The 20714-nt window shown below is 59.2% G+C and carries 15 protein-coding genes; 4 read left to right on the top strand and 11 right to left on the bottom strand.

Annotated features, from left to right (window positions below; translation table 11 throughout):
• Positions 1-10 precede the first annotated feature (10 nt).
• The 3 genes from thiM to ACOTYN_RS06500 are packed head-to-tail and all read left to right on the top strand — an operon-like array spanning position 11 to position 2367.
• Entirely contained in the window at positions 11-781 is a 771-nt protein-coding gene (gene thiM, locus ACOTYN_RS06510; RefSeq protein ID WP_014884529.1) for a hydroxyethylthiazole kinase, read from the top strand.
• Complete coding sequence (gene thiD, locus ACOTYN_RS06505; protein WP_045268768.1) at positions 778-1578, top strand: bifunctional hydroxymethylpyrimidine kinase/phosphomethylpyrimidine kinase; 801 nt, start codon at positions 778-780, stop codon at positions 1576-1578. The genes thiM and thiD overlap by 4 nt, the downstream gene beginning before the upstream one ends.
• A 42-nt stretch (positions 1579-1620) precedes the next feature.
• The gene (locus ACOTYN_RS06500; protein ID WP_023330895.1) at positions 1621-2367 is read left to right on the top strand and encodes a GntR family transcriptional regulator; all 747 of its coding nucleotides are present in this window, start codon (positions 1621-1623) and stop codon (positions 2365-2367) included.
• On the opposite strand, the gene ACOTYN_RS06495 is transcribed toward ACOTYN_RS06500, so the two are convergent.
• From ACOTYN_RS06495 to ACOTYN_RS06485, 3 genes are read right to left on the bottom strand one after another with little or no spacing between them, the layout of a single operon-like run.
• Positions 2341-3294 (bottom strand): PfkB family carbohydrate kinase, encoded by a 954-nt coding sequence (locus tag ACOTYN_RS06495; RefSeq protein WP_071922047.1) that lies wholly within the window; start codon positions 3292-3294, stop codon positions 2341-2343. The genes ACOTYN_RS06500 and ACOTYN_RS06495 overlap by 27 nt on opposite strands.
• Positions 3291-4295 carry an ADP-ribosylglycohydrolase family protein gene (locus tag ACOTYN_RS06490; RefSeq protein WP_045280995.1) on the bottom strand — a complete coding sequence of 335 codons (1005 nt, stop codon included), beginning with the start codon at positions 4293-4295 and terminating at the stop codon, positions 3291-3293. The genes ACOTYN_RS06495 and ACOTYN_RS06490 overlap by 4 nt, the downstream gene beginning before the upstream one ends.
• Positions 4292-5569 carry a nucleoside permease gene (locus tag ACOTYN_RS06485; protein ID WP_014884524.1) on the bottom strand — a complete coding sequence of 426 codons (1278 nt, stop codon included), beginning with the start codon at positions 5567-5569 and terminating at the stop codon, positions 4292-4294. Before ACOTYN_RS06485 ends, ACOTYN_RS06490 begins: the two co-directional genes overlap by 4 nt.
• A 251-nt stretch (positions 5570-5820) precedes the next feature.
• Here ACOTYN_RS06485 and fbaB point away from each other — a divergent pair, with 251 nt between their 5' ends.
• On the top strand, positions 5821-6873 hold the full coding sequence (gene fbaB, locus ACOTYN_RS06480) for a class I fructose-bisphosphate aldolase (protein WP_014170857.1): 1053 nt from the start codon (positions 5821-5823) through the stop codon (positions 6871-6873).
• A 53-nt stretch (positions 6874-6926) separates the two neighbouring features.
• On the opposite strand, the gene yegS is transcribed toward fbaB, so the two are convergent.
• From yegS to ACOTYN_RS06440, 8 genes are all read right to left on the bottom strand, one after another.
• Positions 6927-7826: a lipid kinase YegS gene (gene yegS / locus ACOTYN_RS06475; protein WP_023330892.1), complete on the bottom strand. Its 900-nt coding sequence runs from the start codon at positions 7824-7826 to the stop codon at positions 6927-6929.
• Positions 7827-8074: 248 nt separating this feature from the next.
• The gene (gene yegQ, locus ACOTYN_RS06470; RefSeq protein ID WP_008500866.1) at positions 8075-9436 is read right to left on the bottom strand and encodes a tRNA 5-hydroxyuridine modification protein YegQ; all 1362 of its coding nucleotides are present in this window, start codon (positions 9434-9436) and stop codon (positions 8075-8077) included.
• A 168-nt stretch (positions 9437-9604) separates the two neighbouring features.
• On the bottom strand, positions 9605-10327 hold the full coding sequence (gene baeR, locus ACOTYN_RS06465) for a two-component system response regulator BaeR (protein WP_332957007.1): 723 nt from the start codon (positions 10325-10327) through the stop codon (positions 9605-9607).
• On the bottom strand, positions 10324-11727 hold the full coding sequence (baeS, locus tag ACOTYN_RS06460; protein ID WP_023330891.1) for a two-component system sensor histidine kinase BaeS: 1404 nt from the start codon (positions 11725-11727) through the stop codon (positions 10324-10326). Before baeS ends, baeR begins: the two co-directional genes overlap by 4 nt.
• A complete protein-coding gene (locus ACOTYN_RS06455; protein ID WP_332957005.1) occupies positions 11724-13139 on the bottom strand; it encodes an MFS transporter in 1416 nt (471 codons plus the stop codon). The genes baeS and ACOTYN_RS06455 overlap by 4 nt, the downstream gene beginning before the upstream one ends.
• On the bottom strand, positions 13140-16217 hold the full coding sequence (gene mdtC, locus ACOTYN_RS06450; RefSeq protein WP_032636049.1) for a multidrug efflux RND transporter permease subunit MdtC: 3078 nt from the start codon (positions 16215-16217) through the stop codon (positions 13140-13142).
• The gene (locus ACOTYN_RS06445) at positions 16218-19340 is read right to left on the bottom strand and encodes an MdtB/MuxB family multidrug efflux RND transporter permease subunit (protein ID WP_045268760.1); all 3123 of its coding nucleotides are present in this window, start codon (positions 19338-19340) and stop codon (positions 16218-16220) included.
• On the bottom strand, positions 19340-20542 hold the full coding sequence (locus ACOTYN_RS06440) for an MdtA/MuxA family multidrug efflux RND transporter periplasmic adaptor subunit (protein ID WP_332957001.1): 1203 nt from the start codon (positions 20540-20542) through the stop codon (positions 19340-19342). Before ACOTYN_RS06440 ends, ACOTYN_RS06445 begins: the two co-directional genes overlap by 1 nt.
• Between the last annotated feature and the right edge of the window lie 172 nt (positions 20543-20714).

Below are 20714 nucleotides of genomic sequence, written 5' to 3'. Positions count from 1 at the left end.
GAGCGAACCCATGCAGCCTGACCTGCTCGATTTACACGTTTTACATCATTTCCGTACCCGTTCTCCGCTTACCCATTGCATGACCAACGATGTCGTACAGACCTTCACGGCTAACGTGTTGCTGGCGCTTGGCGCATCCCCTGCGATGGTGATTGAGGCCGAAGAAGCTGAACAGTTTGCCGGGATTGCCGATGCCCTGCTGATTAACGTCGGCACGTTGACCTCGCCGCGCGCCCAGTCGATGCGTCGGGCGATTGAAAGCGCGGTGGCGGCAGGAAAGCCCTGGACGCTGGACCCGGTGGCCGTGGGCGCGCTGACGTTCCGCACCCGCTTTTGCCACCAAATTCTTGCCCTTAAACCGGCCGCCATTCGCGGCAATGCCTCCGAAATCCTTGCCCTTGCCGGAATGAGCGCCGGTGGGCGCGGTGTTGATACCACCGATACCGCGGTCAGCGCGGTGCCAGCTGCACAGGCGCTGGCCCGTCAGACTAATACCATTGTGGCGGTGACGGGGGAAATAGATTACATCACTGACGGACAGCGCACCCGAACGGTTGCGGGCGGCGACCCGCTGATGACCCGCGTGGTGGGTACGGGCTGTGCGCTCTCCGCCGTCGTCGCGGCCTGCTGTTCGCTGCCGGGCGACAGGCTGGATAACGTTGCCGCCGCCTGCGGATGGATGAAGCGTGCCGGAACGGTTGGCGTTGCGCACGCTCGCGGGCCAGGCAGTTTTGCCAGCGCGTTCCTTGATGCGCTCTATACGCTGGAGGACCAGGCATGAAACGGATTAACGCCCTGACCATTGCCGGTACCGACCCCAGCGGCGGCGCGGGTATCCAGGCTGACCTGAAAACCTTCTCGGCCCTCGGCGCGTACGGCTGTTCAGTGATTACCGCGCTGGTGGCGCAAAATACGCGCGGCGTGCAGTCGGTTTACCGAATCGAACCGGATTTTGTTGCCGCGCAGCTTGATTCGGTGTTCAGCGACGTGCGTATTGATACCACCAAAATCGGCATGCTGGCCGAAACGGACATTGTTGAAGCGGTGGCAGAACGACTGAAGCGTTATCAGGTGCAAAACGTGGTGCTGGACACCGTGATGCTGGCAAAAAGTGGCGATCCGCTGCTTTCCGCTTCCGCGGTTGAGACGTTGCGCCGGAAATTGCTGCCGCAGGTGGCGCTCATTACCCCTAATCTGCCGGAGGCCGCCGCGCTGTTAGGCACATCGCATGCGCAAACTGAACGTGAAATGAAAGCGCAGGGAAACGCGCTGCTGGCGATGGGATGTGGCGCAGTGCTGATGAAAGGTGGGCACCTGGATGATGCTGAAAGCCCTGACTGGCTCTTTACCCGCGAGGGGGAAGTGCGTTTTACCGCCCCGCGCGTACAGACCAAAAATACCCACGGCACTGGCTGTACGCTCTCTGCCGCGCTGGCGGCGCTGCGTCCACGGCATGACAATTGGGCAGATACGGTACGCGAAGCGAAGACCTGGCTCTCGGCGGCGCTGGCAAAAGCCGATACTCTGGAAGTCGGTCACGGTATTGGGCCGGTTCATCATTTTCATGCATGGTGGTAAGCCAGTATACTGGCAGGAAACACCACGTCTGAGAAAACAGAGATGGAACAAGCGCATACCCGATTAATCGCTCAACTGAATGAACGGATCGCCGCGGCCGATAACACACCGCTGTACCTGAAATTTGCCGAAACGGTAAAAAACGCGGTGCGCAGCGGGGTGCTGGAGCACGGGAATATTCTGCCCGGCGAACGCGATCTCAGCCAGTTAACCGGCGTGTCGCGCATCACCGTGCGCAAAGCGATGCAGGCGCTGGAAGCCGAGGGCGTTGTAACGCGTGCCCGGGGTTACGGAACGCAAATCCACAACATCTTCGAATATTCGCTGAAAGAGGCGCGCGGTTTTTCTCAGCAGGTGGTGCTGCGCGGTAAAACGCCCAACACGCTGTGGGTCAATAAACGGGTGGTAAAATGCCCGGAAGAGGTGGCCAGCCAGCTGTCGCTCGAGCCTGAAAGCGAGGTGTTCATGCTGAAACGCATTCGCTATGTTGACGACGACGCGGTGTCGATTGAAGAGTCCTGGGTGCCGGTCGGGTTAATTCCCGATCCGGATGCGATTGGTATTTCGCTGTACGACTACTTCCGCAGTCAGAATATTTTCCCGCAGCGTACCCGTTCACGGGTGAGCGCCCGTATGCCGGACAGCGAGTTTCAGGCGCACATCAAGATGGACGAAAAAATACCGGTGCTGGTGATCAAGCAGGTTGCGCTTGACCAGCAACACCGGCCGATTGAGTACAGCATCAGCTACTGTCGTAGCGATCTATACGTCTTTGTGTGCGAGGAGTAGTTCCTCGCGAGTGGGAGCGCAATCACCGCCGCGGTGGCTGACCACCCAGGACGCCACGGCATTCCCCAACAGAATGGCATCTGCCAGTGACCACCCTGCCGCCAGCCCGGCGAGCGTGCCGCCCGCATGGCTGTCGCCTGCGCCAATGGTATCCACGACCGTGGCCGGAAACGCCGGAACAACGCCTGAAGCGTCACCGTCATACCAGGCCGCCCCGTCTTTATCATGACGGACAATCAGCGCGGCGCCGAAACGCCGCTGCCATGCCACGCCGAGGTTTTCAGGCTTTACCCCCAGTCTTTCTGCCGCAATTTCTGCCTCCTGACGATTAAGCGACACGATCGGCCTGCAGGCCATAATCCGCGCCATAAGGGGGGCGGGAATATCCCCGATGCGCGGGCCGAAATCGATCAAGGCCGTCACCTCCTGTAACCCTTCCAGCCAGCTCGTCAGCAGCTCACCGCACGGTGAGGCCAGCTGATATCCGGACAAATAAACCAGGCTGTGTGATGGTACAGACAGCGTATCAAGCCAGCCCGGCTGCCACTGGTTCTCCACCCCGCTAAACGACATAAAGGTGCGCTCGCCGTCAGGCTCAACCAGCGCCAGGCACCAGCCGTTGTCGCCGGTTTCGGCCTCCACGGCGCTGTGCAGATCCTGTTTTGCCATCGCGTTGCGGATAATATCCGCCCACACGCCGTGGCCGACGGGAAGGGCGTTTTGTGCCACAATGCCGAGTCGTTTCAGGGCGATGGCAATGTTCAGCGCGCAGCCGCCGATATTCACACCCTGCTGTTTAAGCTCGATATCGCACCCGCGCCAGGGCAGGGCGTAGGCGTCGGCGATGACGTCAATCACCGCCGCGCCCAGCACCGTCACCGGACGTGTGGCATACAAGGTTTCGAGACGTCGGGCAAACGAGTTCATACGCCCTCCCTTTGCTCCCGGTAGTGCAGCAGTTTTTCGCAATAGTGGCCGAAATCGAGCTGGTTGACGGCGTCGAGCTCGGCCTTGAGCGCCGGATCAATCGCCTGCACGCCATGCAACGCCCCGCAGATGGCCGTTGCCATCGCGCCAATGGTGTCGGTGTCGCCGCCCAGGTTGGCGCACAGGACCGCGCAGCGGTTCGGGTCGGTTCCCGCCAGTTCCACCATCGCAATGGCCGCCGGAACGGATTCGATGGTGCTGGTTCCCGCGCCCGTGAGCTGATAAATCTGCTCGCTGGCGGAGTCGATGCCGTTAGCTTCCCGCACTGTCTTAAGCGCCAGCTCAATACGCGCTGCCAGCGATGCACTGAAGGTGGTCGTTTTCGCCTCCTGCGCATAGCGGGCGATACCCGGCAGGGCATCGACGATGTTCTGCCAGCGTTCCCCGTCGATGGCGCGGGAAACCGCCCAGGCAATCACCACCGCACCGGCTATGGCAAGATCCGATTTATGGGTCGGGCTGGAGGCCAGTGCCACCTGCTCCACAAAATGTTCCAGACGCGTGGCCGGGAGCAGGCAGCCCAACGGGGAGGCTCGCATCGCCGCCCCGTTGGTCACGCCGTTGTTTTCCAGTTCACTGACCGGTTTCCCGTCACGGATCGCGTTTAGCGCGATTTTCGATGTCGGGCCGAGTACGTTCTTATTAAACGCGTCGAAATCGAGCGCCCAGTTCAGGATATGTTTGCCGATAACATCCGCATCAATCTGTCCGTCACATTCGATAATCGCATCCGCCAGACACAGCGCCATCGAGGTATCATCGGTGAACTCGGCCTGCCTGAAATAACAGGCTGCATTATTCTCTGCCGGGCCGGGTAAAAAGCGGTCGATCCAGCCGAAGTGCGCCTTAACGCGCTTTCTCGGCCACAGCTCTGACGGCATGCCCATCGCATCGCCTAATGCCTGCCCGTAAAGGGCACCGAGAATACGGTTTTGCTTCATTTAACTTCCCCTTGTGTCAGCGCGGCATCGCCATCAACCACCTCAATTGCAGTGATCTCTTTGTCCGATTCGCGGAAAAATAGCATAAACAGCACGGCGATCACGGCAATCATGATCCCACCAAATGTCCACATTCCGGCCCAGTTGAAGGTCAGCCCATTCACCGGCTCTTTGTAGGCGAACATTTTTTCCATCATCACGCCGCCCAGGCGGTAACCCAGCAGGCTACCAAAACCCTGACAGCACAGCGTAATCAGGCCTTGCGCGGCGGTGCGCATATGCGCCGGCGCTTTTTTATCCACGTAGATATACGCGGTGACGTAGTAGAAGTCGTAGCTCACGCCATGCAGCAGAATACCGAGGAACAGCAGGGCATAGGTGAAGTACTGTTCCGCGCCGCCGTAAACGAAGAATCCATAGCGAATGGCGGCCGTAATCAGGCCCAGCAGTAAGACCTTCTTAATACCAAAGCGTTTGGTGAAGAACGGCAGGGCCAGCATAAAGAAGATTTCGGAGAACTGACCGAGCGTCATCCAGCCGGTGGCGTTTTTCATTCCCACTTCGGTGAGATAGCCGTTGGCGAAGATGTAATAGAAGGCCAGCGGCATGGCGAATAAAAATGAGCAGAAGAAGAACACCAGAAAGTTTTTATCACGCAGCAGGATAAGGGCATCCAGCCCCAGCATGACTTTGAAATCCAGCTTGCCGGTACTCTTCGGCGGCGTGTCTGGCAGGAACAGGGCAAAGACACCGAGCAGGGCGGAGCTGGCTGCCGTCATCAGCAGCGGAATATTGGTATCCGAGATGTCGCTATAGCCCAGCATTTGCGGCAGGAACCCGCACGCCAGCCCGGAGGCGATCCAGCCGATCGTTCCCATCACGCGGATGCGCGGGAAATCGGCCTCGACATCGCCCACGTTGGCGAAGGCGATACTGTTGGTCAGTGCGATGGTGGGCATATAGGTCAGGGAGTAAGCCAGCAGCAGCGGGAAGAAGGTGCTGAACTGGGTTTGCTGCGCGGCGAAGTACATCAGAATGGCACCGGCAAACATCAGTACCGCCAGCACTTTCTGGGCGGCGAAGAAGCGGTCCGTCAGCGAGCCGACCAGAATAGGCGAGAGAATAGCGGCAATGGCGGTACAGGCATAAGACCAGCCGATTTCCCCAGCGGTAAACCCGCTTTTACTCAGCCACAGCCACAATGGCACAAACCAGGCGCCCCAGATAAACCATTCAACGAACATCATGAATGACAGTTGGACTTTCGTTTTCATTTTTTAATCCTGCATGTCAGTGAGGGTACGCCTTTAACATACCACTCAATAATACCTTTTAAATACCTTTGTGGCGATTGTTTGATCAATGTAACAGTTTTGTTGTACACGAATCGAGCCAGCAGATTGTGCTGAAAAAAAAATGCAAAGGGTGGAAAATCGGTTAAGTCGGTACCAGGCTTAGTCTGCCCATAAAAAATGGGACGGGATAAACACACACCGACACGATGTCGGATTTACGGGAGTATCACATGACTGATATTGCGCAGTTGCTTGGCAAAGACGCCGACAGCCTTTTACAGCATCGTTGTATGACCATTCCAGCCGACCAGCTTTACCTGCCTGGCCATGACTATGTTGACCGGGTGATGGTGGATAACAATCGTCCGCCAGCGGTTCTGCGAAATATGCAAACGCTCTATAACACCGGACGACTGGGTGGCACCGGCTATCTCTCTATTCTGCCGGTAGACCAGGGCGTTGAACACTCGGCGGGTGCCTCCTTTGCCGCTAATCCGCTCTATTTCGATCCGAAGAACATCGTTGAACTGGCGATAGAAGCGGGCTGTAACTGCGTGGCGTCCACCTACGGCGTGCTGGCCTCCGTCTCGCGTCGCTATGCCCACCGCATTCCGTTCCTCGTGAAGTTGAACCACAACGAAACCCTCAGCTACCCAACCGAATATGACCAGACCCTCTACGCCAGCGTCGAGCAGGCGTTCAATATGGGGGCGGTGGCCGTTGGCGCGACGATTTACTTTGGCTCTGAACAGTCCCGCCGTCAGATTGAAGAGATCTCTGCGGCGTTTGAGCGTGCGCACGAGCTGGGTATGGTCACCGTGCTGTGGGCGTACCTGCGTAACTCAGCGTTCAAAAAAGACGGGGTAGATTACCACGTCTCCGCTGACCTGACCGGGCAGGCGAACCATCTGGCCGCGACCATCGGCGCGGATATTGTGAAGCAGAAAATGGCCGAGAATAACGGTGGCTATAAAGCGGTCAACTTCGGCTATACCGACGATCGCGTCTACAGCAAGCTGACCAGCGAAAACCCAATCGACCTCGTGCGCTACCAGCTGGCGAACTGCTATATGGGCCGCGCGGGGCTGATCAACTCCGGCGGGGCTGCAGGGGGCGACACTGACCTGTCAGATGCGGTGCGTACAGCGGTTATTAACAAACGCGCGGGCGGCATGGGGCTGATCCTGGGCCGTAAGGCGTTTAAGAAATCGATGGCCGACGGCGTGAAGCTGATCAATGCGGTTCAGGACGTCTATCTGGACAGCAAAGTAACCATTGCCTGACCTGAGGACGAAACGTAGGCCGGGTAAGGCGTAGCCGCCACCCGGCAATACAATCAGCGCAAAAGCACACAGTCCGGCGGCAATCTGCACTGCAGCGCGCCGGGCAATACCTCAATGCGGAACTGCGTCCCGCTCAGCGGTTCGCCGTCGAGATTAAAGGTCATCCCGTGCGGGGCATTCACCTCAAACCATGCCGATTTCCCGGCAATAATATTCGGGCTCTCTTCGGGCTGCGTCAGCGTGGTAAACAGCGCGGGCAGCAGGCCGTCACCTGTGAAAATACGTAGCTGGAGCTGACCGTCATTGATCAGCGCCTCCGGGCAGAGCTGCTGTCCGCCGCCTGCCTGACGGCCATTGCCAATCCCAATCACCAGCGCATCTCCCTGCCAGTGAAAATCCTCGCCATGAATTTCGCAGCGGTCTGGCTTAAGGGTATCCATGCGCATCAGACCGTGGATCAGATAAGACACGCCGCCCAGCGCCGCCTTCAGCTTTTCCGGCGTTTCGCTGGTGATGCGCGTGCCAAATCCGCCCGTCGCCATATTAATAAAGCAGGTTTTGTCATTCACCTGGGCAATATCTACCGCGGTGGCTTTGCCAAGGATGGCCAGCTGGAGTGCTTTCTCTAAATCTTCCGGGATCCCGGCGCTGGTGGCGAAATCATTGGCAGTGCCAAGCGGTAAGATGCCCATCACCGGGCGGTCAGCCGGGGGAAGGTCGATAAGCGCAGAGGCGATCTCATTGATGGTGCCGTCGCCGCCGCCGGAAATAATAGTGCTGACGCCTAACGTTAAGCCTTCATGGATATAGCGTGCCGCGTCGCCCTTTTCCCAGGTTACCCGCACGTGGATACGTGCGCCATCGTCACGCAACCCCTGAATTGCCTGACGTAACAGATCGTTGCCTGCACTTTTGCCATTGAGAATCAATAAACTGTCTGGATAGGTTGCCATCCGCGCTGCTCCCTTTTTTAGCGTTAGTAAGAGTGTATAGCAGAGCGGAAAAAAGCGGGTAAGAACAGGATGAAAGGCAAAAAATAAGCCCGCGTAAGGGAGATTACGCAGGCTAAGGAGGTGGTTCCTGGTACAGCTAGCATTTATGGGTTATGTTTTTCAGCGGGGGGATAATACCCGTATTGAACGAAGCGGTATGTGATCCGATTCTAAGAATTATCCCACCGTGAAAAAATTCCCCTGATTAACTATTTACCGTGTGGGTTTCGGGTGCTTTCACCGTTGAAATTACGCATCAGCAGCGCGAATTTCAGCTCCACCTCTTCCGGAACCGGCAGCCAGACGGTATGACCGTCACCCGGGGCAACCTCAATCGCTTCGCCTTTACCGTTTTCCAGATGCTCCAGCGTGAAGTTCATATTGCCCTGCGGGGTCATCAGCTCCAGGCTGTCGCCTTTGGTGAACTTATTTTTCACCGCCACGGCCGCCAGTGCGCCCTTACGCTCGCCGGTGAAGTCACCGACAAACTGCTGACGCTCGGAAACGGAGTAGCCGTGCTCATAGTTCTGGTAGTCATCGTGAGTGTGACGACGCAGGAAGCCTTCGGTATAGCCGCGGTGCGCCAGACCCTCCAGGGTTTCCAGCAGGCTGGTATCGAACGGTTTACCGGCTGCCGCATCGTCGATGGCCTTGCGGTAGACCTGCGCGGTACGCGCGCAGTAGTAGTAGGATTTGGTGCGGCCTTCGATCTTGAGGGAGTGCACACCCATCTGGGTCAGGCGTTCAACGTGGGCGATAGCGCGCAGATCTTTCGAGTTCATGATGTAGGTGCCGTGTTCGTCTTCAAAGGCGGTCATGTACTCGCCCGGACGTTTGGCTTCTTCAATCATAAACACGCTGTCGGTTGGTGCGCCGATGCCCAGCGTCGGCTCAACGTTGGTCACCGGGATCGGCTCATGTTTGTGGACAATGTTGCCGATGTCGTCCTCTTTGCCTTCCTGGACGTTGTATTCCCAGCGGCAGGCGTTGGTGCAGGTACCCTGGTTCGGGTCGCGCTTGTTGATATAGCCGGAAAGCAGGCAGCGGCCGGAGTAGGCCATGCACAGCGCGCCGTGAACGAAGATTTCGATCTCCATATCCGGCACCTGAGTGCGGATCTCTTCGATCTCTTCAAGGGACAATTCGCGAGACAGGATAACGCGGGTCAGCCCCATCTGCTTCCAGAACTTCACCGTCGCCCAGTTGACGGCGTTAGCCTGTACCGAGAGGTGAATATCCATCTCCGGGAAGTTCTCCCGAACCAGCATGATTAAACCCGGGTCCGACATGATCAGCGCGTCCGGCCCCATATCCACCACCGGCTTCAGGTCACGGATGAACGTCTTCAGCTTAGCGTTGTGCGGCGCGATGTTGACCACCACGTAGAATTTTTTGCCAAGGGCATGCGCTTCGTTGATGCCGAGCTGCAGGTTCTCGTGGTTGAATTCGTTGTTACGCACGCGCAGCGAGTAGCGAGGCTGGCCCGCGTAAACGGCGTCGGCACCATAGGCGAAAGCGTAACGCATATTTTGCAGCGTTCCCGCCGGGGAAAGGAGTTCCGGTTTAAACATGTTTGTTCTCGTTCTGATGACAGGTCAGATCCGCATGCACCAGGTGCAGCGGTAAGGGGAGATCCCCCACTTTAAGGGCGGGCATTGTAGCGCTGAGGGGCAGGGAGGTAAAGTGATTGTGCCGGGTGGTGGCTTCACCTTACCCGGCTTACGTTGACCTGCGGCGGACTAGGCTATCCTGCACGCATCCGCTTCCCAGCGATACCCCACGCCGTACACCGCGCGGATAAACGACTGCTCGGCGTCCAGCGCCTCCAGCTTGCGGCGCAGGTTTTTGATGTGGCTGTCGATGGTGCGGTCAGTCACCACGCGGTAATAATCGTACAGATGGTTCAGCAGCTGTTCTCGGGAAAATACCTTCCCGGGCTCATGAGAGAGGGTTTTCAGCAGGCGGAATTCGGCAGGCGTCAGGTCCAGCAGCTTACTGCACCAGCTTGCCTGGAAACGGCTTTCGTCGACAATCAGCGGGCTTTGTGCATCCAGCACCTGCAGTTCGCGCTGCGGTTTGCAGCGGCGCAGAATGGTTTTCACCCGGGCGACCACTTCACGCGGGCTGTAGGGTTTACAGATGTAATCGTCCGCGCCGATTTCGAGGCCCAGCAGGCGGTCAATCTCTTCAATTTTGGCGGTGACCATGACGATCGGCACGTCGGAGAAGCGACGAATTTCCCGGCACAGGGTCAGGCCATCGGTACCCGGTAGCATTAGGTCCAGCAGGATCAGGTCCGGCGGCGTCTGGCGCACGTACGCCAATACCTGGTCGCCGTGGCTTATCAGTGACGGGGCATAGCTGGCCGCGCGTAAATAGTCGATCAGCAGTTGCCCCAGCTTGGGTTCGTCTTCGACAATCAAAATACGTGGCGTGTTTTCGTCAATTGGTAACTCGGTCATGCTTCTCTCGATAAATCCCGTTCCAGAGGTAACTCTACTGTAATGCTAACCCCGCCAAAAGGCGAATGGGCGGCGCGGATCGTCCCATTATGCGCCTCGACGATGTTAACGCAAATCGCCAGCCCCAGGCCGGATCCGCCGCTGGCGCGGTTGCGGGAGCCTTCGGTCCGGTAAAAACGTTCGAACAGCTTGTCCAGCTGCGCATCCTGCACCCCTGGGGCGGAATCGGCGAAGGTGAGGGCAAAGCGCCCGTTTTCCTGTCTGCCGGAGATATGCAGCCCGCCGCCGCTGTCGGTATAGCGAAGGCTGTTTTCCAGCAGATTATTGAAGAGCTGCATCAGACGGTCTTTGTCGCCAAACACCACCGCGCTGTCCGGCAGGGAGAGATCGATCTTCAGGTTGCGGCTGGCAAACCGTTCCCGGAAGGCGCCGCTGGCAACTTCAAGCACGTTAATCACATCAACCGGCGCCTTCTGGTAGGCCAGTGCACCTTCGTCGGACATAGAGAGCTGATGGAGGTCATCCACCAGTTTGGTGAGTGTGCCCACTTCCGCCTGCAGAGAGGCCACCGATTCAGGCGTAAACTGACGTACGCCGTCCTGAATGGCTTCCAGCTCGCCGCGCAGGACCGCCAGCGGCGTACGCAGTTCGTGAGAAATATCGGCCATAAAGTCGCGTCGCATCTGCTGGTTTTTCTCCAGCGTGCTGGCGAGCTGGTTAAAGTCCTGCGCCAGCCGGCCGAGTTCGTCCTGGCTACGGGTATCGACGCGGGTGGTGAAATCCCCGGCGGCCAGCTTGTGCGTCCCTTCCACCAGCCGCTTTACCGGGGCGAGCAGACCGCGCGCCAGCGGGAAGGTGGCGAGCGCGGCGAGCAGGGTGGAGAGGGCGACAATCAGCCAACTGGTCCGGCGCTGCTGGCGGTCAAAGTTGATGTCGGTATTGCGGGTCAGGCGCTCCACCGGGGAGGCGATAACCCAGCCGACGGTGGCGTTATTGACCTTAATCGCCCGCCGGGTACCGTCCGGCGGAATCGGTGCGCGCGGGCCAACCAGCGTGCGCATCTCCTGGTCAATGACCCAAAACTGGGTGCGCCAGCCGTGCGGCGGCATGCCCGGGCCGGGACGATCGTCTCCGGTATCGTGCTCCAGCGAGCGCAGGATCTGGAAAATAAAGCGGTCATTGTTGCGCAGAAAACGCCAGTTGCCGTGCTGGGCGTACTGCTCGCCCAGCGCATCGCTTAAGCCCTGCAGACGCTGCTCGTTGCCGTGCTTAATGTAATCAATAAAACCCCGCTCAAAGCTGACCCGCACGGCCCAGTGCATGGTGATCAGCAGGACGATACAGGTGGCGAAGATCGCCACAAAGAGCTTGCCGGTGATCCCCGGTCGCCAGAATTTCATGAGCCACTCCTTTTGCCGCGCCTAATCACGGCGTTCTTGCTGGTATCATCCGGCACTCTGGCGAAGATGAATGCGGGCAGGGCGATGATGACCGCCATGCTGAGATACGTATATAAAAAGATCTGATGCGCCACCGGCGTATCGACGCTGAGATGGTGCTGGCCGTACATGCCGAGCAGCAGTCCGGCGATCGTCACCCCCACGCTCATGGAGAGCTGCATGATCATCGACAGCAGGCTGTTGCCGCTGCTCGCCAGTTCGTCCGGCAGATCTTTCAGCGTCAGGGTATTCATCGACGAGAAACGCATGGAGTTTATGATTCCCTGGCAGAACAGGACCAGCGGCAGAACGTAGAACCAGCCCATTAACGCCACGGCCATGAACAGCAGGCTCACCAGCGCCAGCCCCAGCGTGGCGGCCACCAGCACGTGACGATAGCCAAAGCGGTTTACCACCTGCACTACGATGCGCTTCATGCCCATGCTGCCGAGCACCATCGGGATCATCATCAGGCCCGCGTGAAACGGTGAAAATCCCATCCCGATTTGCAGAAAAACGGGGGTCATGAACGGCAACATGCCGCTGCCAATACGTCCGGCAAAACTTCCCAGCAGTCCCAGACGGTAGGTCGGGTTTTTAAACAAATTCAGGCTGAACAAGGCCCGATCGTTTCCTCTGGCATGCCACAGGTACCACAGAATCGCGGTGATGCCGAGGGCGACCAGAACACCGAGCATGAGGGAAGAGATCCCCAGCCCCTTTTGTCCGTCGAGCGCCAGAGTGAGCGTGGCCATGCCCGCTGCCAGCAGAATGAAACCGAAGAAATCGAAGCGACGCGTCTGCATTGTGTAGTTCGGCATCAGCGCCAGGGTGGCAATCGCGCCGATGATGCCCACCGGCAGGTTGATTAAGAAAATCCAGTGCCACGAGGCGTACTCCACCAGCATCCCGCCCAGCGCCGGGCCCAGCAGCGGCCCCACCTGGCCGGGCAGGGTGACAAAGGTCATCGCCGCCATGTACTGCTCGCGCGGGACAATCTTCATCACCGTTAACCGCCCGACGGGCACCATCATCGCCCCGCCAACGCCCTGCAGCACGCGCGCCATGACCAGCTGGTCGAGGGTACTGGCCTGAGCGCAAAACAGCGAGCCGGTGGTGAACAGCACGATGGCGGTAAAGAAGATATTTCGCACGCCCACTTTGTCCGCCAGCCAGCCGCTGGCAGGCAGCATGACGGCAACCGTCAGCACGTAGGCGACAATCACCATATGCATATGCAGCGGGCTCTCCCCCAGGCTTTTCGCCATGGAGGGGAGGGCGGTGTTGACGATGGTCGTGTCCAGCGACTGCATAAAGAAGCCGAAGGCGACTATCCATAACTGCCAGCGAACGTTAGCGGGGAGGTCGGTCATTTACTCGGTCACCGTGGATCTGTTTTTACGCGAAAAACGCAGCCGCAGGCGGTCGAAGAACAGATAGACCACCGGCGTGGTGTACAGCGTCAACAGCTGGCTCATCACCAGGCCGCCGACAATGGTGATCCCCAGCGGCTGGCGCAGTTCAGACCCGTCGCCGCCCGAGACAACCAGCGGCAACGCACCAAACAGTGCCGCCAGGGTGGTCATCATGATCGGACGAAAACGCAGCAGGCACGCCTGGAAGATCGCCTCTTCCGGGGAGAGATTGCCATTACGCTGGGCGTCCAGCGCGAAGTCGACCATCATAATCGCGTTTTTCTTCACGATACCGATCAATAGCATGATCCCGATGAGCGCGATAAGGCTGAATGGCGCACCAAACAGCTCAAGCGCCAGCAGTGCCCCCACGCCCGCGGAGGGTAGCGTTGAGAGAATAGTCAGCGGGTGAACGTAGCTCTCATACAGGATACCCAGCACAATGTAGACCGTGGCGATGGCGGCCAGAATCAAAATCACCTGCGAGTTCATCGTCTCCTGGAACACCTGCGCGGTGCCGGCAAAACTGCCGCGCACGGTGGACGGCACGCCGAGCTGCGTCATCGCACGGTTGATCGCATCGCTGGCTTCGGAAAGCGACGAACCGGCGGGGAGGTTGAAGGAGATGGTCGACGCCGCTGACAGCCCCTGGTGGTTTACCGACAGCGGCGCGTTGGCTGGCTGCCAGCTGGCAAAGTAGGAGAGCGGTATCGCCTTGCCATCGTTGTTAATCACAAACATTTTGTCCAGGGCGCTGATGTCCTGGGTATAGCGCGGATCCACCTCCATCACCACCTTGTACTGGTTCATCGGCTGGTAGATGGTCGAGATCTCGCGCTGGCCGAAGGCGTTGTTTAGCAGGCTGTTGGCGGCCTCAACGTTGATGCCCAGCCGCGACATGGTTTCGCGGTCGTAGGTCAGGGCCATCTCGGCGCCGTTGTCCTGCTGATCGGAGTTCACGTCCGCCAGCTCCGGCAGGGCGGCCAGCGCCTTGCGGATCTTCGGTTCCCACTCGCGCAGGGCCGCCAAATCATCCGAGAGCAGCGTGTACTGATAGCTGGCGTTAGCCTGACGCCCGCCGACGCGGATATCCTGAACGGCCATCAAAAACAGGTTGGCCCCCGGCTCTTTGGCGAGCTTGACCCGCAGGCGGTCGATCACCTGCTGGGCGGTTTCATTGCGCTCGCTGCGCGGTTTGAGGGTGATAAACATCATCCCGCTGTTGACGCGCGATCCGCCGGTAAAGCCGGTGACGTTATCCACGGCGTTGTCTTCACGAATGATCTTCATAAAGTCCTGCAGCTTGCCGCGCATCGCCTGGAACGAAATGCTCTGGTCCGCCTGAATGCCGCCCATCAGCACGCCGGTATCTTGCTCCGGGAAGAAGGTTTTCGGGATGGTGATATACATCCAGACGTTGAGCACAATAGTGCCGATGAGCACCAGGCCGACAAGCCGGGTATGGTTGAGCACCCACTTCAGCGATTTGCCATAGCCTTCCTGCATCGCCATCAGGAAACGGCCAAAGCCTTTGCGACGCGGCTGGGAGTGCGGCTTGCTGCGCTTGAGCATCCACCCGCACATCATCGGCGTGAGCGTCAGCGAAATCAGCAGCGAGATGCCGATGGCGACCGAAAGCGTGACGGCAAACTCCCGCAACAGCCGACCCGGCAGGCCGCCCATCAGCAGTAGCGGCAGGAACACCGCCACCAGGGACAGGCTCATGGAGAGCACCGTAAAGCCCACCTCGCGCGTCCCCTGCAGCGCGGCCTGAAGCGGCTTCACGCCCGCTTCCAGATGGCGGGAAATGTTCTCCAGCACCACGATAGCGTCATCCACCACAAAACCCGTCGCAATGGTCAGGGCCATCAGCGACAGGTTATTGAGGCTAAACCCGCACAGGTACATGGCGGCAAAGGTGCCAATAAGCGACACCGGCACGGCCACCGCCGGGATCAGCGTCGCCCGACCGGAGCGCAGGAACAGGAATACCACCAGGATCACCAGCGCGACGGAGATCACCAGCGTCTGCTCCACCTCCTCAAGCGAGGCGCGAATGGTCGGGGAACGATCCTGAGCAATTTGCAGATCGATCGCGGCCGGGATAGTCTCCTGCAGCTCCGGGAGGCGGGCGCGAATGCTGTTCACCGTCTCAATAATGTTCGCTTCCGGCAGCTTGCGAATCATCAGCAGGATAGCCGGTTTGGCGTTGGTCATCCCGGCGTTGCGCACGTCCTGCACGGAGTCCGTCACGCTGGCGACATCGCTTAAGCGTACCGCCGCGCCGTTGTTGTAGTGAATAATCAACGGCTGATATTCAGCTGCAGTTTTCAGCTCGTCGTTGGTGTGGATCTGCCAGCGGTGGCTGCTGTCCTCAACCGCCCCTTGCGGTTTGCGCACGTTGGCGTTGCTGATGGCGGATCGCACATCGTCCAGCGACACGCCCTGGTTGAACAGCGCCTGCGGGTTTAATCCCACGCGCACGGCGGGCAGGGAGCTGCCGCCGACGCTCACGTCACCGACGCCGTTAATCTGTGAGATCGTCTGCGCCAGTTGGGTGGACGCAAAGTCGTAAAGCTGCCCCTGAGAATAGGTATCGGAGGTCAGCGTCAGGATCATGATCGGCGCATCGGACGGGTTGGCCTTGCGGTAGGTCGGGCGGCTCGGCATCCCGCTCGGCAGCAGGCTTTGCGCGGCGTTGATGGCGGCCTGCACGTCGCGCGCTGCGCCGTTAATATCCCGGTCGAAGCTGAACTCCAGAATGATGCGCGTACTGCCGAGCGAACTGCTGGAGGTCATCTCGTTAACCCCGGCAATCCGCCCGAGCGAGCGCTCCAGCGGCGTGGCGACGGATGACGCCATGGTTTCCGGTGAGGCGCCCGGCAGCGAGGCGCTGACCATGATCACCGGGAAATCCACCTGCGGCAGGGGGGCCACCGGCAGTAGCCGGAAACCGAGCACGCCGCAGAGGGTGATGGCGAGCGAGATTAATATCGTCGCCACCGGGCGATAAATGAAGAGGGCGAAAAACTTCACTTACGCCTCCTCTTCACGTTTCGGGAAGCGGCTTTTCGTCCACAGCGCCAGACGGTCAAACAGCAGATAAATCACCGGTGTGGTGAACAGGGTCAATACCTGGCTCACCAGCAGACCGCCGACCATGCCTATTCCCAGCGGGCGGCGCAGCTCCGCGCCGACACCGGTGCTGAGCATCAGCGGCAGTGCGCCAAGCAGGGCCGCCAGCGTGGTCATCAGGATCGGACGAAAACGCAGCAGACAAGCCTGGAAGATAGCCTCACGCGGCGACATGCCCTGCTCACGTTCGGCGGCCAGCGCAAAGTCGATCATCATGATGGCGTTTTTCTTCACGATCCCAATTAACAGGATGATGCCGATAATGGCAATCACGTCCAGCTCGCTTCCCGCCAGCATTAATGCCAGCAGCGCCCCCACGCCTGCCGTCGGCAGGGTAGAGAGGATGGTGATCGGGTGGATAAAGCTTTCATACAGCACGCCGAGCACGATGTACATTGCCACGACGGCGGCGACAATCAGCCAGATGGTGTTGCCCAGTGCGGCCTGGAACGCCAGCGTGCTGCCCTGGAACTGGGTCTGAATATCGGACGGGAAGCTGAGCGCTTTTTCAGCCGCCTGGATCGCCTCCACCGCTTCGCCGAGCGAATAATTGTCCGACACGTTGAAGGAAATCGTGGTGGACGGGAACTGATCCAGGTGGTTAATCGACAGCGGGGTATAGCGCTCTTCCACCGTGGCGATAGCGCTTAACGGCACAATCCCACCGTCTTTGCTGGTCAGGCGCACCGAATCCAGCCCGGCCAGACCGGGTGTATTTTCCGTGTTGTGCTCCAGTACCACGCGGTATTGATTCGCCTGGGTGTAGATGGTGGAGATCAGTCGCTGCCCAAACGCGTTATACAGGGCGTTATCCACGTCCGCCATGGTAATGCCGAGACGGCTTGCCGTGTCGCGGTTGACGTTCACATAGGCGGCCAGCCCTTTGTCCTGCCAGTCGCTGCTTACATCGTTAAGTTGCGGCAGCGTTTTTAGCTTATCGACCAGCTGCGGCACCCAGGTGCTGAGGGCATCCAGCGTGGTGGCCTGCAGCGTAAACTGGTACTGCGTGCGGCTGACCTGGGTATCAATGGTCAAATCCTGTATCGGTTGCAGATAAAGCTCCACGCCCGGGACGCGAGCGACGGCGCTTTGCAGCCGTTCAATAACGGCATTGACCCGATCGTCACGCTCATCCAGCGGTTTGAGGTTGATCTGCAGACGGGCGCTGTTCAGCGACGGGTTGGTGCCGTCGACGCCAACGTAGGACGTCAGGCTCTCTACCGCCGGGTCTTTCATGATGATTTCCGACACCTGCTGCTGACGCTGCGCCATATTGGCGAAGGAGACCGACTGCGGCGCCTGCAGGGTTCCCTGAATAATGCCGTTGTCCTGAATCGGGAAGAAGCCTTTCGGGATAAAAATCCACAGCATTACGCTGAGCGCCAGCGTGCCAAGCGCCACGCCGAGCGTGGCCCATGGATGGTTCAGCACTTTGGCCAGCACGCGACCATACGCCGCAATGATCCGTTCGAACATCCGCTCGGAGGCGCGCGAGAAGCGGTTTTGCTTGCGCAGGGACGCGTGGCTCAGCATGCGGGCGCACATCATCGGCGTCAGGGTCAATGACACCACGGCGGAGATCAAAATGGCCACCGCCAGCGTGACGGCAAACTCGCGGAACAGTCGCCCGACGATATCGCCCATAAACAGCAGCGGGATCAGCACGGCAATCAGCGAGAAGGTCAGCGAGATAATGGTAAAGCCGATCTCACCCGCCCCTTTCAGCGCCGCCGCCAGCGGTTTTTCGCCTTTCTCGATATAGCGCGAGATGTTCTCAATAACCACGATGGCGTCGTCCACCACGAAGCCGGTGGCGATGGTGAGCGCCATTAGCGTCAGGTTGTTGATTGAAAAATCGAGGAACACCATCACCGCAAACGTGCCAACCAGCGAGAGCGGCACGGCGACGGCGGGAATAATGGTTGCCGGGACGTTGCGCAGGAACAGGTAGATAATCATTACGACCAGGGCAATCGCCAGCATCAGTTCGAACTGAGTGTCGGTGACCGACGCGCGAATGTTCGTGGTGCGGTCGGAAAGCACCTTCACGCTGACCGACTTCGGCAGGCTTTCGATCAGCTGCGGCAGCATGGTGCGAATGCTGTCGGCGGTTTCGATGATGTTGGCGCCCGGCTGGCGCTGGACGTTCATTACGATCGCCTGCTGCTTGTTCGCCCATGCGCCAAGCCAGCTATTCTCCGCCCCTTGCTCCACCGTCGCCACATCGCCCAGACGCACCGGGGCGCCGTTCTGGTAAGCAATAATCAGCTGACGGTATTCATCCGCGGACTGCATCTGATCGTTGGCAGAGAGCGTGACGGCGCGGGTTGGGCCGTCCAGCGAGCCTTTTGCCGAATTAACGTTGGCGCTGCTGATGGCGGTGCGGATGGTTTCACTGGTCAGCCCCAGTGCGGCAATCGCCTGCGCATTAAGCTTAACGCGCACCGCCGGGCGCTGCCCGCCCGCCAGCGTGACGAGACCGACGCCGGAGACCTGAGAAATCTTTTGCGCCACGCGGGTCTCGACCATGTCTTCCACCTGCGTCATTGGCATGGCGGAGGAGGTGACGGCAAGCGTCATGATCGGCGGATCCGCCGGGTTTACTTTGCTGTAGACCGGCGGGTTAGGCAGGTCCGACGGCAGCAGGTTGGTGGCCGCATTGATGGCGGCCTGAACTTCCTGCTCGGCGACATCCAGCGACAGCGTCAGCTGGAACTGTAGCGTCACGACAGAGGCCCCGCCGGAGCTTTGGGAGGACATCTGCTTCAGGCCCGACATCTGCCCAAACTGGCGCTCCAGCGGGGCGGTGATGGCGGACGTCACCACGTCCGGGCTGGCGCCGGGATAAAGCGTCACCACCTGAATGGTGGGGTAATCCACTTCCGGCAGCGCCGAGACGGGCAGGAAGCGGTAGCCGATAATCCCGGCCAGCAGGATCGCCACCATCAGCAGCGTGGTGGCGACAGGACGGAGGATAAACAGGCGTGACGGCCCACCTGTAGCGACGGGAGGCATAACCTGCATCAGGAGGCCGCTCCCTGTTTCGCAGGTTCAACCACTTCCACTTTCGCCCCTTCGGTCAGACGGTCGATACCGTCGGTGACCACGCGGTCGCCAGCGGAAAGCCCGGCGCTGATTACCACCGTCTGACTGTCCTGAATCCCGGTTTTCACCAGATGCTTACTGACTTTGTTTTCACTGTTCAGTACCCAGACAAAGTTGCCTTCGTTACCCATCTGCAGCGCGGCGGTGGGGATCACCACCGCGTTCTCTTCGGTCGCGACCAGCATTCGCGCGTTGACGAACTGGTTCGGGAAGAGAGCATCGTCCTGGTTGTTAAAGCGCGCCTTCAGCTTAATGGTGCCGGTCGTGGTGTCGATCTGGTTATCCAGGCTGAGCAGGCTACCTTCGCTGAGCTTCTGTTTATTGGTGCGGTCCCAGGCTTCCACCACCAGGCCTTTCCCGGCTTTTTGCGCCTGAATGACCGTCGCAATGTCGCTTTCCGGCAGGGTAAAGACTAAATCAATCGGGTGAGTCTGGGTGATCACCACGATGCCCGTGGTATCTCCGCTGGAGATTTGGTTGCCGATATCGACCTGCTTCAGACCAACCCGCCCGTCAATCGGTGCGGTGATGCGGCTCCAGTCGAGCTGCAACTGGGCGCTGGCCACGGCGGCTTCGTCGGCTTTGATGGTGCCCTGCGTTTCGCTGACCAGCGACTGCTGTGTGTCCAGCTCCTGGCGGGAGACCAGATTAGTTTTTACCAGCTGCTGATAGCGCGCTAAATCACGCCGGGCGTTGGCAAGGGTGGCTTTGTCTTTCGCGAGCTGTCCCTGCGCCTGGGCGAGGGCCACTTTAAACTGGCTTGGGTCGATCTCCGCCAGTAAGTCACCGGCCTTAACCTGCTGACCTTCCTGGAAGTAGATCGCAATGAGCTGACCATCGACGCGGCTACGCACCGTGGCGGTGTTAGCGGCGGTAATGGTTCCGAGCCCCGTCAGATAACGCGGAACGGCTTTACTCACCGCCGTGGCTGCCTGAACCGGCGCCAGCGCACCGCCTCGCATACCGTGACGGCCGCCACCTGCCGGGCGCTGTGATGCGCTGTTGGCACCGGCGGGGGCGCCAGAGTTTGCGGATTGGCTGTGCCAGTACCAGGCGGCGGCAAGTGCCACCACAATGATGCCAGCGGCGATTGCCCAGCGGGATTTATTACGGCCTTTCATCGTTATACGTTCTCATCCTGAATACTTCGGGGAATGATACTAGTTTAGTCAGGCAACACAGCGGAAAAATGGAGGAAATATGGAAGACTGTCTGGAATTGTCTGAGTGTGGTGCTTTTTTTCGCCGGGTGGCGTTTCGGTATGAACCGGAAACATGGGTAACACTTTAGACC

The sequence above is a fragment of the Enterobacter cloacae complex sp. IR5458 genome (assembly GCF_049238025.1).
Classification (GTDB): domain Bacteria; phylum Pseudomonadota; class Gammaproteobacteria; order Enterobacterales; family Enterobacteriaceae; genus Enterobacter; species Enterobacter kobei.
The sequence above is the reverse complement of the archived record's forward strand: the minus strand, read 5'-3'. Positions and strand labels throughout refer to the sequence as shown.